Below are 15,056 nucleotides of genomic sequence, written 5' to 3'. Positions count from 1 at the left end.
CTCCTGAGGGAGGCCCTGCCAGTACCTGAGCTGCCCTGCACTGTCCGTCTTGGACGGAGCAGACTGCAGGGCAGCAAAGGCGGCCGGTTCACTCCGCCTTTGGCCTGCTCACGGCCGGTTCCGGCCGCGGCGGGAGCCGGGCCGCCAGGCCTGAGAGCAGGATATCGATCCCCTGGTCCAGTTCGGCTGCGCCGTCGTAGTTTGCAAGGACGGGTCCCAGCGCACGGAGCTGTGGAAAGTCCTTCGGCGGGAGACGGTGCAGGCCGAGGCGGAGAAGTGCTTCGTTTTCGTCCGGATCCACGATGAATTCCTGGAGCTCGTTGAGGATGTGCCCGTAGAGGAAACCGTAGTAGGCCCGGTACACGTGGAGTGCATCGGCGGGTGCAAACCCGGCGTCGATCAGCAGCGAGAGGATCCGTTCAAGGGGCCGCAGCGTACCCAAAGGGCGCAGCCCCAGCGGCGTGGAAAGCGGTCTGGTCACCAGCAAAGGCACCACGTTGGGGTGCCGCAGGGCCAGCAGGCGCAGGTCGTGGGCAATGTGGCGAAGCTGGGCCTGCCAGTCCGGGTCCCTGGGATGGATGGACAGTTCGTCGAAGACCAGTTCCGACACTCCGTCCAGCAGGCCGGCACGGTTGGCCGCGTAGCGGTACAGGCTCATGGGGTCCCGGTTCAGCCGCTGCCCCAGACGCCGCATTGTCAGGGCGTCAAGGCCTTCGGCGTCCACCAGCTCCAATGCCGCAGTCAGCACCACATGCCTGCTGAGCCGAGTCTTCTGAGGAGCTGACCCGGCATCGGAATTCTTTGGCGAGGGCATGTCAATCCGTCCTGTTGAAGGCGCCTCTGCACGTCAGAACAAAGGAGGACCCTTGTCTATTTCGTAGTCTACGAGTAAAGTCTACAACGTAGAGAAGGTGTTGACACGGGTTTCAGAAGAGGGACCGAGTTACCGGCCAGGGATTCACCAGCCGGACCACCATCCCGGTGGGGCCACAGGTACTGAACGGCCCCGTGTAACATCCTTGGATGCCCCGTGCATGGCGTCCAGGCTCAGCTGCTGTAGCCGAACGGCGGCACACAACGCACCCGGCGAAAGTGAGCCTCCCATGGCGCATTCGCAGTTCGACAAGTTCCTCCAAGAAGCAACCCAGTGTGACCGCGAGTCTGATTCCACATTGGACCGCGACCCCCTGTACGGCCTCTACACCAGCTGGTGCCTGCTCAACCAGCGGGCCCCCCGCACGGAATCGGCATTCTGGGCCGCAATGCAAAAGCGCATCGATCCCGGCACGAACGGGTTGCGCATGAAGGGGCCGGCTGCTGCCGACTACATCCTCGCCAGCTATCCCGGCCTGGTCTAGCGGAGCGGAACATCCACTGCCCGACGCAAACGCCACGACAGCGGGCTGGCACACGACAGAGGGCGGGCTGGTGCCCGCCCTCCGTCGTCCCGATAGGGTGGAACCATGACTCAATCCGCCGGCCGGATACCATCTTCCAGCACGGGTACCAGAGCGAATGCGTCCAGGATGACGCCCGGCAGACCGTCCTCTCAGCTGGCTCACGGCATCCACGTGCGGCTGCTCGAGCGGGACGATGCAGCCCGCTTGAGCGAGGCCTATGTCCGGAACCGGGAACATCTGGCTCCTTGGGAGCCTGCCCGGGACGAGGAATTCTTCACCCCCTGGCACCAACTGACCATCATCCACAGCAAACTCGCCCAGCATGCCGCCGGGCAGGAGATGCCGTGGATCCTTCTGGCCGGCGAACGCATCATCGGCGCCATCACGCTGACAGGCATTGTCCGCGGGCCGTTCCTCAGCGCCAACCTCGGGTACTGGGTGGACCAGGACGTCACTGGCCAGGGAATCGGATCCGCAGCGGTGAAGTTCGCCGTGGATTATGCCCGAGAGGACCTGGGCCTTCACCGGGTGCAGGCCGCCACCCTGATTCACAACCGGGCATCACGGAAAATACTTCAGCACAACGGCTTCCAGGAAATCGGTGTGGCACCGAACTACCTGAAAATCGCCGGCAGCTGGCAGGACCACCTTCTCCACCAGGTCATCCTCCACGAAGCCCAGGCCACTGCCAGCGGCGCACCGAAAGGCACTCCGTCATGAACAACGACGCCCGTACTGCCGTCATCCTCGGCGGCGCCCGTACTCCGTTCGGGCGCTTCCGCGGCAGCCTCGCCCCGCTGGCGTCCACCGAGCTGGGCGCACATGCCATCCGCCATGCGCTGGAGCGGACCGGCGTGGCCGCTGGACAGGTCCAGGCCGTGATCGTTGGCCAGGTCATCCAGGCTGGTGCGGGCCAGGGTCCGGCACGCCAGTCAAGCCTCGCCGCCGGCATCGGCTGGGATGTTCCCACGGTCACCATCAATAAGCTCTGCCTCTCCGGGCTCACGGCCGTGATTGATGCTGCCCGGATGATCCGGGCGGGCGAAGCTGATTTCATCGTCGCAGCAGGCCAGGAGTCCATGAGCAACGCCCCGCACCTGCTCCGCGGGCTGCGCACCGGGGTGGCCATAGGCGATGCCCCGCTGGTGGATTCGCTGAACGGGGACGCCCTGCAGGATCCCGTTTCCGGTGTGCTGCAGGGCGCGGCGACCGATGCGGGCAACGCCGAGCGGGGGATCAGCCGGGCGGGGCAGGACGAGGTTGCCGCGCGGTCCCACCAGCGCTCCGAGGCCGCACGGTCCGCCGGGTTCCTGGCTGAGGAGATAGCACCCGTGGGGATTCCGCAGCGGCGGGGTCCGGCGCTGGTTGTGGATTCCGATGAGGGCATCAGGCCCGGAACGACGCCGGAAGCGCTGGCAGCGCTCAAACCTGCGTTCTCCACGGCTGAGTCGGCCACCATCACCGCAGGTTCTGCCTCTCCGCTCTCCGACGGCGCCGCCGCCGTCGTGGTTGCCAGTAAGGCGGCAGCCCAGCGGGCCGGACTCAGCTGGATTGCCGAGATCGGCAGCCACGGCCAGACCGCCGGCCCTGACGCTTCGCTGCACTCCCAGCCATCACGGGCCATCGAACAGGCACTCAAGCTTGAAGGGCTCGAGGTGACGGACCTGGATCTCATCGAGATCAACGAGGCGTTTGCGTCGGTCATCATCCAGTCAGCGAAAGACCTGGGAATTCCGACGGGCCGGATCAACGCCGAGGGCGGCGCGATCGCCCTGGGCCATCCCGTCGGCGCCTCCGGGGCCCGGCTGGTGCTCCATCAGGCGCTGGCACTCAAGCGCCGCGGCGGCGGCACCGGAGTGGTAGCCCTCTGTGGCGGCGGCGGTCAGGGGGAAGCCCTCATCCTCAAGGCCTGACCCGGCCCTCGTTGCACCCGTGACGGTTGGTTACGGAACATGACGACGACGGCGGTGCGGGGCGGCGTGCCAAGTGTTACGTTTTTGAGCAGTAATGAGAACCGGCGCCAAGCCCTGACTGGCCGGTCGGCAACCCTCCCTTTCGCGGCGGGGTGCCTCAGGTGAATACTCGGCATATCGACCATTCGAGCTGCAAGCGTGAAAGAAGGAGATCCCTCGTGTCTGAGGCACCTGCCCCTGAAGAAAAGCTGTCCTACCGACTGATCACCGGGCCGGACGACCGTGCCTTCTGCGAACGGATCTCCAGCGCCCTGGGCGAAGGCTACGTGCTGCACGGCAGCCCGGCCGCAACCTTCAACGGCAGCAGCGTTATCGTTGCACAGGCCCTGATCCTCCCGGCGGCCATCGCCAGTGCGGATGCCGCCGTCGCCACCGCCGTAGAAGACCTCGAGTTCGAGGGCGAGGGCCACGCATGAGCTATGCAGGAGACCTCACGCCGCACGAAGCCTGGGCCAAGCTGCAGGAAGGTGCAATCCTCGTCGACGTCCGCACGGAAGGCGAATGGGCGCACATCGGCATCCCTGACACCAGGGCAACGGACAACGATCCCCTCTTCATCCAATGGACTTTCCCGGGCGGGATACCCAACCCGGAATTCATCAGGGAGCTCACCCAGCAGGCGCCGGAGGACACCACCACCGAACTGGTCTTCCTGTGCCGCTCCGGCGCCCGATCCGTGGCCGCCGCCATTGCAGCCACCCAGGCCGGCTTCACGTCCTATAACGTCCTGGAGGGCTTCGAAGGCGATCCCGACCGCTACGGCGAGCGCACCATCAACGGCTGGAAGAACCGCGGCCTGCCGACCAACCTGGGAAAGAACTAAGTGACCTTCAACGAAGATGCCTCCAGCTGGAGCCCTGACACCCAGGCAGTCCGTGGCGGCCTTGACCGCACCAACTTCCAGGAAACCACCGAGCCGGTCTTCCTGAACTCGGGGTTCGTCTACGAATCCGCTGCCGCCGCCGAGCGCGCCTTCACCGGCGAGGACGAGCGGTTTGTCTACTCCCGCTACGGCAACCCCTCAGTGGCCACGTTCCAGGAACGGCTCCGGCTCCTGGAAGGCACCGAAGCGTGCTTTGCGACGGCGTCCGGAATGTCCGCCGTCTTTACCGCCCTGGGTGCCCTGCTGGCTGCGGGAGACAGGGTAGTTGCGGCCCGCTCGCTGTTCGGTTCCTGTTTCGTGATCCTGAACGACATCCTGCCGCGCTGGGGCGTGGAGACCGTCTTCGTTGACGGGCCGGACCTGGACCAGTGGCGTGCAGCCCTGTCGGAGCCCACCACTGCAGTCTTCTTCGAATCCCCGTCCAACCCCATGCAGGAAATCGTGGATATCGCCGCGGTCAGTGAACTGGCGCACGCCGCCGGTGCGACCGTCGTCGTCGACAACGTTTTTGCCACCCCGCTGCTGCAGCGCTGCGGCCAGCTGGGCGCCGACGTCGTTGTCTATTCCGGCACGAAGCACATCGACGGGCAGGGCCGCGTCATGGGCGGGGCCATCCTGGGCACCAAGGAATTCATCGAGGGCCCGGTCAAGCAGCTCATGCGGCACACCGGACCGTCCCTGTCCGCCTTCAACGCGTGGGTCCTCACCAAGGGACTGGAGACGATGGCGCTGCGCGTCAACCACTCCTCCGCCACGGCGCTGCGGCTGGCCGAGTGGCTGGAACAGCAGCCCGCCGTGAGCTGGGTCAGGTACCCCCTGCTGAAATCGCACCCGCAGTACGAGCTCGCGGCCAAGCAGATGAAGGCCGGCGGCACTGTGCTCACCCTGGAACTTGCGACGACGGGCGCCCGCTCCGGCAAGGACGCCGCCTTCGCGCTGCTGGATGCGCTGCGGATCATCGACATCTCCAACAACCTTGGCGATGCGAAATCCCTCATCACCCACCCGGCTACCACCACGCACCGCGCCATGGGACCCGAAGGCCGCGCTGCCATTGGCCTGACTGACGGCGTGGTGCGCCTGTCCGTGGGCCTTGAAGACGCGGACGACCTGATCAGGGATCTGGAACAGGCGCTGAAGCAGGTCTGAGCAGCCCACCTCGGTGGCGGTACGCCTGTCAGTTGGTACCTTCCCCCGCCTGAAATTCGAGCTGTACGGCCACTTCGTCCCCGGCACTGATGCCTGCGGCGCTCCTGACTGCTTTCCTGACAGGCAGAGGTCAGGCGCCAGGCTGGCGGAGCTCCCGTGACGCCGTCCCCCGGACCGCGGCGGAAAGCTGGTTAAGCAGTGGTGAGTCGATCTTCCACCGCTGCCAATACAACGCCACATCCACCGGATCGGCAGGGGCCAGCTCCACGAGCTCCGCGTTTAGGATGCCGGCCCGGCACTCCTGTTCGGGCAACAATCCCCACCCCAGTGCCAGCCGGATCGCCTGCGCAAACTCGGCCGACGACGGCACAAAGTTCCGCGGCGCGGAAATTCCCGCCCCGGTCAGCTTGCGGAAAAACCCCTCCTGCAGGTCGTCCTTGCGGTCAAAGTCGATGACGGGGGCCAAGCTGCCTTCCCTGAGGTCCGGCCCGTCCGGCCACCAGCGGCGCATGTAGCCGGGGCTGGCCACGGCCCGGTACCTCAGGACGCCGAGTGGTTCCACGCTGCACCCCTGGACCGGTTCGGGAGTTGCCGTTACCGCAGCCATCACCGTCCCGGTGCGCAGGAGCTGCGTGGAATGCTGCTCGTCCTCTCTGTGGAGCTCGAAGCACGCGCCAAGCTCGGGCGGAAGGCTGGCCAGTGCCGGCAGGAACCAGGTGGAGAGCGAATCCGCGTTCACCACCAGGGGAATCGGGGCTGCCGGCCCGGATCCGCTGTCCCCGAGTTCCCGCATGGCATCCCACTCCAATTGCCGGACCTGCCGGGCGAACCGCAGGACCGCCTCGCCGGCAGGCGTGGGCCGGACGGGATTGGTGCGCTGCAGCAGGATCTGTCCCGCCGCATCCTCCATCGCCTTCAGCCGCTGGGAAATGGCCGACGGAGTGACGACCAATTTGCGAGCCGCAGCTTCCAACGTCCCTTCCTCCATGACGGCGGCGAAGGTCCGGAGCTGCTCAAACTGGAGTGCTGGCATTAGCTTTCCTTAGGTATCGTAAAAATGTTTAGCTAGCTTAACTATACGAGCCGCTTTACGTTGGAGGATATGGATCTGACTCAACTTCTCGCGCCTGCACTCCTCGGGTTCGGCACCGGGCTGGCCCTCATCGTCGCTATCGGCAGCCAGAACGCGTTTGTCCTCCGGCAGGGCATCAGGGGCGAGCATGTGGTCGCCGTCGTCCTGGTCTGCAGCGTCTCCGACGCCCTGCTCATCATCGCGGGCATTGCCGGAATCGGGACCCTCATCAAAGCCAGTCCTGTGGTGGTGGAGGTGGCACGGTATGCCGGAGCCGCGTTCCTGGTGGGTTACGGCGTCATGGCTGCCAGGCGGGCGATTCGCCCCGGGTCCCTCACGGCATCCGGCGGACCGAATGCCCTCAGCGCCGGTGCAGCGCTCACTACAGTGCTGGCCCTGACGTGGCTCAATCCGCACGTCTACCTGGACACCGTGCTGCTGCTCGGGTCAGTTGCCAATCAGCAGGCGCAGGACTTGCGATGGTGGTTCGGGGCCGGGGCCATCGTCGCCAGCGCCGCCTGGTTTAGTGCGCTGGGATTCGGGGCACGAAGCCTGCGTCCGTTCTTCGCACGGGCGTCGTCCTGGCGCATACTTGACGGCCTCATCGCCGTCGTGATGCTGGTGTTGGGGGTGCGCCTGGCCGCGGGTGCCTGACCGGTGGTTCCCCTGTTGACCTCAGCGGTACGTCGGCGTAGCTTCATGGTCACAACCGCGATGTCGCTGGGCCAACGCATCCTCAGGAACGGGAGTGAGCCATGACCGCGAAGCGGGCAACGAAGGGCAACCGGCCTTATCGACAGGCCGGAGCGGTCATCGTGGCGGCAGGCTGCTGCTGGGGAGTAGGGATTTCGTTTGTGGGAATGGTGCATGCCACCAAGGACCCGGCAGCCAGGCTGGCGATGCTGCAGGGCAGCCGCGGACCCTGGATTACCGGGCAGTTCCTGGCGGCGGCCGGCACCGCCGCCCTGCCTGTCGGCTTCGCCCGGTTCGCGCAGGCCGCCAAGCCCGGCCCGGCCAAGAACCTGGCCGCGGGCGCAGCAGCCGCCCTTCTCGCGGGCGCACCCCTGTTCGTTGCCGCCCTCGCGGACCGTGCCTCGGACCTGGAGAAGTTCGCTTACCGGCGCGGCGCGAGCTGGCCGTTTCTGACCTACTCCTGGCTGCACATCGGCGCACTGGGAGCTTTGGGGGCCGGGCTGCTGCTTTCGCCTCTGAAACCGTGGTCGGGTATCACTGCAGCCACGAGCGCTCCTGTTTTCGGCGCCATCCTGGCCGGGACAAAGGACATTCCGCCGTTTGTCTTCTACCTGGTTGAGACCGCGGTGGGGCCCAGCTGATGCGCTACCAAGAACCCGTGGCCCTCGATAGTGGCGGGCACGATGCACCGCTTCCGGCGTGAACAGCGTTACGACAGCCGGACCCGCAGCAGCTCAGGCGCGTCGTCCTCCTCCGGGAACCCGGACGCTCCGCGCATGCTGATGGCCACGGCCTTGGCGACGACGGCGGCCATACCGCCGTCGTCGACTGCTGTTTCGCCGGTCGCTGCCTTTTCCATCACGGCGTCACGCACCCTCCGCTGTTCCGCTGCTCCGGTACCGCGAGAGATGACATCCTCCACGCCCTGGCGGGCAATCCCCAACTCGCCCTGTTCCGACAGCACCGGAGCAAGGTAATCCACCAGTGAACGGACCACGTCATGGGCGGGGGCAGGCCGGAAGGTGCCAAAATCCAGCAGTTCGCCGCGAAGACCACTGCTGCTTGCCTGCCAGGCGGCCATACGCAGCAGCACAGTGGGGACGGGCGCTGGTTCCACGCCCGCCTGCCACTCCCGGCTGGCCGACTCCACGAGTGCCCGCACCAGCACGGCAATCAGTGCGGCATCCTCCGCCCGAAGGCAGACATCAGCAACCCGGACCTCCACCGTGGGATGGTTCCTGGACAGCCGCGCGTCGAAGTAGATCATGCCTTCATCAAGCATCACGCCGCTGTCGAGCAGACGGGCCACAAGCCGCCGGTACGCCGAATAGGTTCCGAAGATGCCGGACGGGCCGGAGGTCGGCCACCGGTTCCACGCTTGGGTGCGGTAGCCTTCGAACCCCGTCGGCACGCCGTTCCAGAAGGGCGAGTTGGCACTCAGCGCCGTAAGAACGGCCAGCTTGTCGCGGATCCTGTCCAGCACGGCCACGCCTTCCTCGGGCGACTCGATGAAGGTGTGGACGTGGAAGCCACAGGTCAGTTGCTCCTGGGCTGTCAGGCCGAACCGCTCAAGCATCCGCGCGTACCGCGGGTCCGGTGTGGTGTGAGTGGTGGAGGCGAGCGGGGATGTGGCAAGGGCTGCCACCCTGGCTCCGTTCTTGCGGGCGGCCTGGTCGGCGAGCAGGCGTCCGGCGCGGATCTGCTGCAGCAACTCCGCATACTCCAGGCAGGGCCGGGTCTGCGTCTCAATCTGTTCGAGCTTCAGCTCGGCGCTCAGGCCCATGTCGTCGTGATCGGTTTTGTCCTTGGTGGGCAGCGCATGCAGATCCTGCGGGGCGTCATCGGCCGCGAGCTTCCGGCCGGAAAGCAGGGCGTCCGCCAGCGCAAGGGGTTCCCCCGTCTCCGGATCAACGATCAGGAGCTCTTCTTCCACGCCGAATGTACGCATGTCTATATTCTGCTTCAAGCGGCCGGAGATGGACCGGGGACACAGGCATCGTGACGAAGCGGGAAGCTCAGTCCTGGAAGTACTCTATTTTCGCGCCGATCGTGTTGAGCCGTTCGGCCAGGTCCTCGTAGCCTCTCTCAATCACGTAGATATTGCGCAGCTCGGACACGCCCCTTGCCGCAAGCATGGCCAGCAGGAGGCAGGCGGCGGGGCGCAGGGCCGGAGGGCATCCCACCTCGGCGGCGCGCCATTTGGTGGGGCCGTTCACGTAGATGCGGTGCGGATCCAGCAACTGCACCTGGGCGCCGAGCCTGTTCAGTTCGGTCAGGTAGATGGCCCGGTTCTCATAAACCCAGTCGTGGATCATGGTCTGTCCCTCCGCGTTGGCGGCGATCACGGCGAAGAACGGCAGGTTGTCGATGTTCAGGCCAGGGAAGGGCATGGGATGGATCTTGTCCTCCGGAGCGCGCAGCTCGGAAGGCTTGGTGGTCACATCCACCAGCCGGGTGCGGCCGTTGCGCGCCATGTACTCGCCGGAAATCTCCAGCTGCTGGCCCATCTGCTCCAGCGTGGCCAGCTCGATCTCCATGAATTCGATGGGGACCCGGCGGATGGTCACTTCGGAGTTGGTGACGATTCCGGCGGTGATGAGGCTCATGGCCTCGATGGGGTCCTCGGAGGGGAAATATTCGATGTCGACGTCGATCAGCGGCCGCCCGGTGATCTTCAGCGTCGTGGTCCCCACGCCGTCGATGCTCACGCCCAGCATCTGCAGGTAGAAGCACAGGTCCTGGACCATGTAATTGGGGCTCGCGTTGCGGATGACGGTGGTGCCGCGCCGGTGCGCCGCGGCCATGATGGCGTTCTCAGTGACAGTATCCCCGCGCTCTGTGAGCACGAAGGAGCGGTCCTGCTCATCTTCGGCCGGCGCCTGCACCGTGTAGAAACCGGCCGTCGCCTCCACGGAGAGCCCGAACTGGCGCAGCGCCTGCATATGGGGTTCCACGGTCCTGGTGCCAAGATCGCAGCCGCCTGCATAGGGAAGGCGGTATGCGGCTGACTCGTCCAGGAGCGGGCCGAGGAGCATGATCACGCTCCGCGTGCGGCGGGCGGCCTCGACATCCATGGAATCAAGTTCCAGGACGGCGGGGCGGCGGAGCCGGAGGTCGCTGTCGTTAAGCCAGGTGCATTCGACCCCGATGCTGGTGAGCACCTCGACGATCCTGTTGACCTCCTCGATCCTGGCGAGGCGCCGCAGGACTGTGGTGCCGCGATTGAGGAGGCTGGCGCACAGCAGTGCCACACCGGCGTTCTTGCTGCTGTTGACGTCCACCGCTCCGGAGAGGGTGCGGCCGCCTTCAACCCGCAGGTGCGTCATGAGGGGTTTGCCCACGTTGACGATGCTGCGGCCGAAGATGGTCTCCAGCCGCTGGATCATTTTCAGGCTCAGGTTCTGCTTGCCCTGCTCCATTCGCGCGATGGCGCTTTGGCTGGTTCCAAGCTCCGCTGCCAGCTGGCCCTGCGTCCAGCCTTTCTCGCTACGGGCGTCGCGGAGGGTGGCGGCGATGTATTCGGCAGTTTCCTGTGTCATGCAGCAAAAATATCATAAATGAGTTATTTCGCGCCAGATATCAGGTCCAGCCGCAACAATCCAAGGCAACGTACCCGACTGATGCGATAGTTCCACGACGTTTCGGTATGTCCTTGACCATGCCACGAGCGAGTAGGAGACTGAAATACCGGCGCGCCGGGGCGAACCAGGGAGGTCACCATGCACCGAAGACTGACCGGAACAGCGCATGTTTCCGCCCGCCTGACCCGACTGATGTGCCTAATCGTCGTCGTGCTTGGTCTGGTGCTCGCCCCGCCGGCGAGCGCCGCCGCGTCACCTGGCGGGGGCACCCAGTCGCTGCTGGGTAATGATGTTTCCTGGCCGCAGTGCAATAAGACCCTTCCCAGCGGCCAGGCCTTCGCCATCGTAGGCGTGAACAACGGCCTTGCCAACACCACCAACCCCTGCCTGGCGCAGCAGCTCGAATGGGCGGCCACGTCCAAGGGAATAGCGGGCCAGCCGAGGGTGGCACTCTATGTCAACACCGCCAATCCAGGTACCGCCGGCACCTGGTGGCCCGTGAGCAACGAGTATCCGGCCGGCACAGTGGTACACAACCCCTACGGCACCTGCAAGGCCCCCGACGTCGGCGAGGCCTGCGCCTACATGTACGGCTATGCCAAGGCGTACGACGACGCGTACAGCCGCGGCATCGGTACCCCCTCGGCGTACTTGTGGTGGCTCGACGTCGAGACCGGCAACAGCTGGTCGTCCAACCGCAATGCCAACCGGGCGGTCCTGGAAGGCATGACCGACTTCTTCCACAGCATCCAGGCGGATGTGGGAATCTATTCCACCGGTTCCCAGTGGGGTCAGATTGTGGGCCCTGTCAGCAATTCGAGCAATCTGTACTCCCTGCCCAGTTGGCTCGCCGGTGCCCGCACAGCATCAGGAGCCAAGGCCAACTGCGCAAACGCTCCTCTCACGGGCGGGGGCAGGGTCACGCTGACGCAGTTTGTGTCCCGGGGTTTCGATTACGACTACTCCTGCGTCTGACCAGCCAGGACGGCAGCGGCGCCTCCCTGCATCCCGGCTAATGCCAAACGAAGCTCCACGTGCCGAAGCCTACTGCCGCGAGGACCGCCGCGACCGCAATAAGCAGGCCGCCCAGCAGAACCCAGGCGTCCAGCAGCGAGTAGGTGGATTCACGGGCCCATGTCCTCTGCGCACCCCCGAAGCCGCGCGCCTCCATGGTGACCGCCAGCCGGGACGCCCGGCGGATGGCCTGGACCAGAAGCCCGAAGCTCTGGCCGAGCATGGCGCGCAACCTTTGCAGCGGGCTTCCCTGCGAGCCAACGCCGCGGGCGCGCCGGGCCATGCCGATGGTCTGCCATTCCTCCGCCATGAGACCCACGAGCCGCATCGCGGCAAGGGTGCCCAGCACAAAGCGGTGCGGCAGCCGGGCCTTCTGCGCCAAGGCATCCGCGAGGTCGGTGGGGTCGGTGCAGGTCATGAGGAGGATGGCCGGCAGGGCTATCGCCAGTCCGCGCAGCATGAAACCCACCCCCAGCTGCAGCGAGCCTTCACTGATGGACCAGATCCCGACGTCGAGCAATACAGCGCCGCTGTCCGCCGCGACAATCGCTGTGCTCCATCCGCCCAGGGCAGCCGCAAGGATCAGCGGCCACGCGCGCTGCCACAGGAGGGGCAGCGCGAGCCCGGCCAGCGGGAAGAGTGCCAGTTCCGTGACCAAGGCGGTGGTGGCGGACACCCAGTCGATGGAGAGTGCCAGCGCCAAAGTGATGAGGAAAACGGCGGCGAACTTGGCCAGCGGATTGGCGCGGGTCAGAAGCGCATGGTTGCCGTGCAGGTTCAGCGCCGCCCTCATGCTGCACCGGCTTCCAGCGGCGCCCCGGCCCGGGAAGCAGGGTCAAGGCGAAGTTCCGTGCCGCCCAGGACCGCGGTGAACTCCTGGTCGTGGGTCACCGACACCACGGCCGTCCCGGCGTCCAGCAGTTCGGAGAGGAAGGAGGCGAGCTCCGCCCAGGTATTGGCGTCTTGGCCGAACGTGGGCTCGTCGAGGACCAGGACGTCGGGATGGGCCGCGAGCACCGTCGCCACCGAGAGCCGGCGCTTTTCGCCGCCGGAGAGGGTGAACGGGTTGGCGTCCACCAGATGCGCCAGGCGCAACCGTTCCAGCAGCTCGTCAACCCGCTCCTCGCCGTGGCCCAGGTGGCGCGGACCGAACATCAGCTCGTCCAGCACGCGGCCCGTCACGAACTGGTGCTCCGGTTCCTGGAACACGGTTCCGATCCGGGAAATCAGTTGATCGGCTTTCCACCTGAACGGATCGATCCCGGCGCCACGGCTTAGTTCCACGGTGGCTGAGACCTTGCCGTCAACGGGCGCCAGCAGACCGGCAAGGGTCAGCGCGAAGGTGGATTTTCCTGCACCGTTCGGCCCCGCCACCGTCAGTGCCTGGCCCGCACGGACCTGCGCTGAAATGCCCTGCTGGACAGGCACCGGCGGGAACGTTTTGAAGGCCCGCCGGCGCGGCCGTTCACGGGACACGGCGAGCTGCTCTGCGGCGAGCAGAAGCTCCCCGGAGCCCGCAGTGCGCCGTGCCCTGGTGGCCGGGACATAGCCGGGTACCCAGACCCCGGCCGCAATCAGCAGGGCCCGGGCGTCGGCCAGCACCTGGTCCGGGGGGCCGTCCAGAAGCACTGCGGGTTCCGCGGCGGAGCCAGGCTGAAGAACTACGATCCGGTCCACGAGGTCTTTCCAGACAGACACCCGGTGCTCAACCACCACCAGCGTGGCACCCGTCTTGTCCAGACAGCGGCCCACGGCATCCCGGACTTCCAGGACGCCGGCCGGGTCCAGGTTGGCGGTGGGCTCATCGAGCAGGATCAGCCCGGGACGCATCGCCAGGATGCCGGCAAGCGCGAGGCGCTGCTTCTGCCCGCCTGAAAGGGCCGACGTCGGATGGTCCAGAGCGAACCCGCCGGCAGTTTGAACGCCGGAACCCTCCCCGGGGTTGCCTTGCCCGCCCGGACTTTGCCCGACGGGACTTTGCCCGACAGCGCGGCGCAACCCGACGTCGTCGAGCGCCTCGCGGACACGCCTCCAGATCTCATCCCGGGGCACCGCCAGGTTTTCGGCACCAAACGCGACATCGTCACCGAGCCGTGAGAGCACCACCTGCGTTTCGGGGTCCTGCTGCATGAGGCCGGCCCGTCCGCGCTGTTCGCGCGGAGCCAGGCCGTCGATCAGCAGCGAACCCGACTCGTCGGCGTCGTCCCCTTCGTCCCCCAGCACCCCCGCCAGGGCGTGCAGCAGGGTGGACTTTCCCGCGCCGGAGGGACCCAGAAGCAGTACGCGCTCACCGGGGCCGATCTCGAGGTCGAGTCCCCGGAGGGCGGGCGTGGACCGGCCGGCGTGCCGCCAGCCCCAGCCCCGGGCGGAAACCGCGGCCGGTCGCGCCGCCCTTGAAGCGCCTGCGTGGGCAGCTGACATCAGTTGAAGACGGGCTCTGATGCTGCCTTGCGGGAGGCGAAGGAGCTCAGTACTCCGGTCCTGGCCAGGCCGCGGGTGGCGATCCAGGGCAGGGCACCGGCAATGATGGCGCCGGAGATTGTGCAGAAGATGATGTAGGTGAGCTTGTCGCCTGCTTCATAGGCGATGTTCCAGCCCCAGGGCAGGAAGGAATCGTTGATTCCGCAGAAGAGTCCGGCGCCGGCGCCGGCCAGCAGCGCAGCCGTCAGGTTGTACTTCTGGTACAGGAAGGACTTGAACTTGAAGTTGCCGTAGACCAGCAGGAAGAACACCAGCTCCGCGCCAAGGCCCTGCAGGACTCCGGAGATGAGCACGGTGGCGCCGTACTGCGAGCCCATGATGAGCTCGCCGGTGGCGGCCACGGTTTCGCAGAAGAGCGCCGCACCCGGCTTGCGGACGATGAGCATCCCGAGCACCGCGGGGATCATCCAGCCGCCGGCGATCAGGCCGGTCAGTGGCGGGTAAACGGCGTTCATGGGCGCTGAGACGATCCCGGCGCCCTGGGACCAGGCCCAGAAGATCACGCCCCCGGCGATGGCGATGAGCGCCGCCACCACGATGTCCACGACGCGCCAGGTATTGCCGGTCTTTTTGATTGCTGCTGTTGTCATGTGGTCCTCCTGAGGATCAGGAGGGGAAAGTGCACCCCGGCCGTCGGCGTTCGCCGCCTTTGCCGGACACTTCGAGAACTCGACTCCCTTGCGCCGGTACTAGCCGGATCAGGTTCGAGGGTCTGCGGCTGTCCGCACTCTCAGCGCCCACCTGCGGTTCCTGGCAATGCCAGGTAATGCCCGACGGCGGCGCTCCCCTGTCGTAAATAAATCTGCCCTT

At 66.3% G+C, this 15,056-nt stretch carries 17 protein-coding genes and 2 riboswitches; of the genes, 9 read left to right on the top strand and 8 right to left on the bottom strand.

The annotated features are described in order from the left end of the window. Nucleotides 1–88 precede the first annotated feature (88 nt). Nucleotides 89–814, bottom strand: coding sequence for a TetR/AcrR family transcriptional regulator C-terminal domain-containing protein (locus QFZ40_RS00440; RefSeq protein WP_306902207.1), 726 nt, complete (start codon nucleotides 812–814; stop codon nucleotides 89–91). A 289-nt stretch (nucleotides 815–1,103) separates the two neighbouring features. On the opposite strand from QFZ40_RS00440, the gene QFZ40_RS00435 reads away from it, so the two are divergent. The 6 genes from QFZ40_RS00435 to QFZ40_RS00410 all read left to right on the top strand — a co-directional run bounded on the left by QFZ40_RS00435 (nucleotide 1,104) and on the right by QFZ40_RS00410 (nucleotide 5,405). Further along, nucleotides 1,104–1,358 carry a hypothetical protein gene (locus QFZ40_RS00435; RefSeq protein ID WP_306902205.1) on the top strand — a complete coding sequence of 85 codons (255 nt, stop codon included), beginning with the start codon at nucleotides 1,104–1,106 and terminating at the stop codon, nucleotides 1,356–1,358. Between the two features lie 105 nt (nucleotides 1,359–1,463). After that, the gene (locus tag QFZ40_RS00430) at nucleotides 1,464–2,120 is read left to right on the top strand and encodes a GNAT family N-acetyltransferase (RefSeq protein WP_306902203.1); all 657 of its coding nucleotides are present in this window, start codon (nucleotides 1,464–1,466) and stop codon (nucleotides 2,118–2,120) included. Further along, nucleotides 2,117–3,313, top strand: coding sequence for an acetyl-CoA C-acyltransferase (locus QFZ40_RS00425; RefSeq protein ID WP_306902202.1), 1,197 nt, complete (start codon nucleotides 2,117–2,119; stop codon nucleotides 3,311–3,313). The genes QFZ40_RS00430 and QFZ40_RS00425 overlap by 4 nt, the downstream gene beginning before the upstream one ends. 90 nt (nucleotides 3,314–3,403) lie before the next feature. Next, a riboswitch (SAM riboswitch) is annotated at nucleotides 3,404–3,518 on the top strand. 13 nt (nucleotides 3,519–3,531) lie between these two features. Then, complete coding sequence (locus QFZ40_RS00420; RefSeq protein ID WP_306902201.1) at nucleotides 3,532–3,789, top strand: DUF1737 domain-containing protein; 258 nt, start codon at nucleotides 3,532–3,534, stop codon at nucleotides 3,787–3,789. Then, the gene (locus QFZ40_RS00415; RefSeq protein ID WP_306902199.1) at nucleotides 3,786–4,196 is read left to right on the top strand and encodes a rhodanese-like domain-containing protein; all 411 of its coding nucleotides are present in this window, start codon (nucleotides 3,786–3,788) and stop codon (nucleotides 4,194–4,196) included. Before QFZ40_RS00420 ends, QFZ40_RS00415 begins: the two co-directional genes overlap by 4 nt. Continuing rightward, nucleotides 4,197–5,405 (top strand): O-succinylhomoserine sulfhydrylase, encoded by a 1,209-nt coding sequence (locus QFZ40_RS00410; protein WP_306902198.1) that lies wholly within the window; start codon nucleotides 4,197–4,199, stop codon nucleotides 5,403–5,405. Between the two features lie 28 nt (nucleotides 5,406–5,433). Here QFZ40_RS00410 and QFZ40_RS21590 read toward each other — a convergent pair whose 3' ends face one another. Both QFZ40_RS21590 and QFZ40_RS00405 read right to left on the bottom strand, forming a co-directional pair. Next, complete coding sequence (locus QFZ40_RS21590; RefSeq protein ID WP_373427457.1) at nucleotides 5,434–5,532, bottom strand: hypothetical protein; 99 nt, start codon at nucleotides 5,530–5,532, stop codon at nucleotides 5,434–5,436. 3 nt (nucleotides 5,533–5,535) lie between these two features. Then, complete coding sequence (locus QFZ40_RS00405) at nucleotides 5,536–6,438, bottom strand: LysR family transcriptional regulator ArgP (protein ID WP_306902196.1); 903 nt, start codon at nucleotides 6,436–6,438, stop codon at nucleotides 5,536–5,538. A 69-nt stretch (nucleotides 6,439–6,507) separates the two neighbouring features. Here QFZ40_RS00405 and QFZ40_RS00400 point away from each other — a divergent pair, with 69 nt between their 5' ends. Then, the gene (locus tag QFZ40_RS00400) at nucleotides 6,508–7,131 is read left to right on the top strand and encodes a LysE/ArgO family amino acid transporter (RefSeq protein ID WP_306902195.1); all 624 of its coding nucleotides are present in this window, start codon (nucleotides 6,508–6,510) and stop codon (nucleotides 7,129–7,131) included. A gap of 101 nt (nucleotides 7,132–7,232) precedes the next feature. Continuing rightward, entirely contained in the window at nucleotides 7,233–7,811 is a 579-nt protein-coding gene (locus tag QFZ40_RS00395; protein WP_306902194.1) for a hypothetical protein, read from the top strand. A gap of 68 nt (nucleotides 7,812–7,879) precedes the next feature. On the opposite strand, the gene QFZ40_RS00390 is transcribed toward QFZ40_RS00395, so the two are convergent. Both QFZ40_RS00390 and QFZ40_RS00385 read right to left on the bottom strand, forming a co-directional pair. Then, complete coding sequence (locus tag QFZ40_RS00390) at nucleotides 7,880–9,118, bottom strand: glutamate--cysteine ligase 2 (RefSeq protein WP_306902193.1); 1,239 nt, start codon at nucleotides 9,116–9,118, stop codon at nucleotides 7,880–7,882. A gap of 67 nt (nucleotides 9,119–9,185) precedes the next feature. Next, nucleotides 9,186–10,709 (bottom strand): UDP-N-acetylglucosamine 1-carboxyvinyltransferase, encoded by a 1,524-nt coding sequence (locus tag QFZ40_RS00385; RefSeq protein WP_306902192.1) that lies wholly within the window; start codon nucleotides 10,707–10,709, stop codon nucleotides 9,186–9,188. A gap of 180 nt (nucleotides 10,710–10,889) precedes the next feature. Between QFZ40_RS00385 and QFZ40_RS00380 the strand changes: the two genes are divergently transcribed. Beyond that, on the top strand, nucleotides 10,890–11,726 hold the full coding sequence (locus tag QFZ40_RS00380; protein WP_373427368.1) for a hypothetical protein: 837 nt from the start codon (nucleotides 10,890–10,892) through the stop codon (nucleotides 11,724–11,726). A 37-nt stretch (nucleotides 11,727–11,763) separates the two neighbouring features. Here QFZ40_RS00380 and QFZ40_RS00375 read toward each other — a convergent pair whose 3' ends face one another. Genes QFZ40_RS00375 through QFZ40_RS00365 form a run of 3 tightly spaced genes read right to left on the bottom strand, consistent with a single transcriptional unit; the run spans nucleotide 11,764 to nucleotide 14,836 of the window. Further along, complete coding sequence (locus QFZ40_RS00375) at nucleotides 11,764–12,558, bottom strand: energy-coupling factor transporter transmembrane component T family protein (RefSeq protein ID WP_306902190.1); 795 nt, start codon at nucleotides 12,556–12,558, stop codon at nucleotides 11,764–11,766. Further along, complete coding sequence (locus QFZ40_RS00370; protein WP_306902189.1) at nucleotides 12,555–14,186, bottom strand: ABC transporter ATP-binding protein; 1,632 nt, start codon at nucleotides 14,184–14,186, stop codon at nucleotides 12,555–12,557. Before QFZ40_RS00370 ends, QFZ40_RS00375 begins: the two co-directional genes overlap by 4 nt. After that, nucleotides 14,186–14,836, bottom strand: coding sequence for an ECF transporter S component (locus QFZ40_RS00365; protein ID WP_306902188.1), 651 nt, complete (start codon nucleotides 14,834–14,836; stop codon nucleotides 14,186–14,188). The genes QFZ40_RS00370 and QFZ40_RS00365 overlap by 1 nt, the downstream gene beginning before the upstream one ends. Nucleotides 14,837–14,903: 67 nt before the next feature. After that, nucleotides 14,904–15,045: riboswitch (TPP riboswitch) on the bottom strand. Nucleotides 15,046–15,056 lie beyond the last annotated feature (11 nt).

Source organism: Arthrobacter pascens (assembly GCF_030816475.1).
In the GTDB taxonomy this organism is placed as follows: domain Bacteria; phylum Actinomycetota; class Actinomycetes; order Actinomycetales; family Micrococcaceae; genus Arthrobacter; species Arthrobacter pascens_B.
The sequence above is the reverse complement of the archived record's forward strand: the minus strand, read 5'-3'. Positions and strand labels throughout refer to the sequence as shown.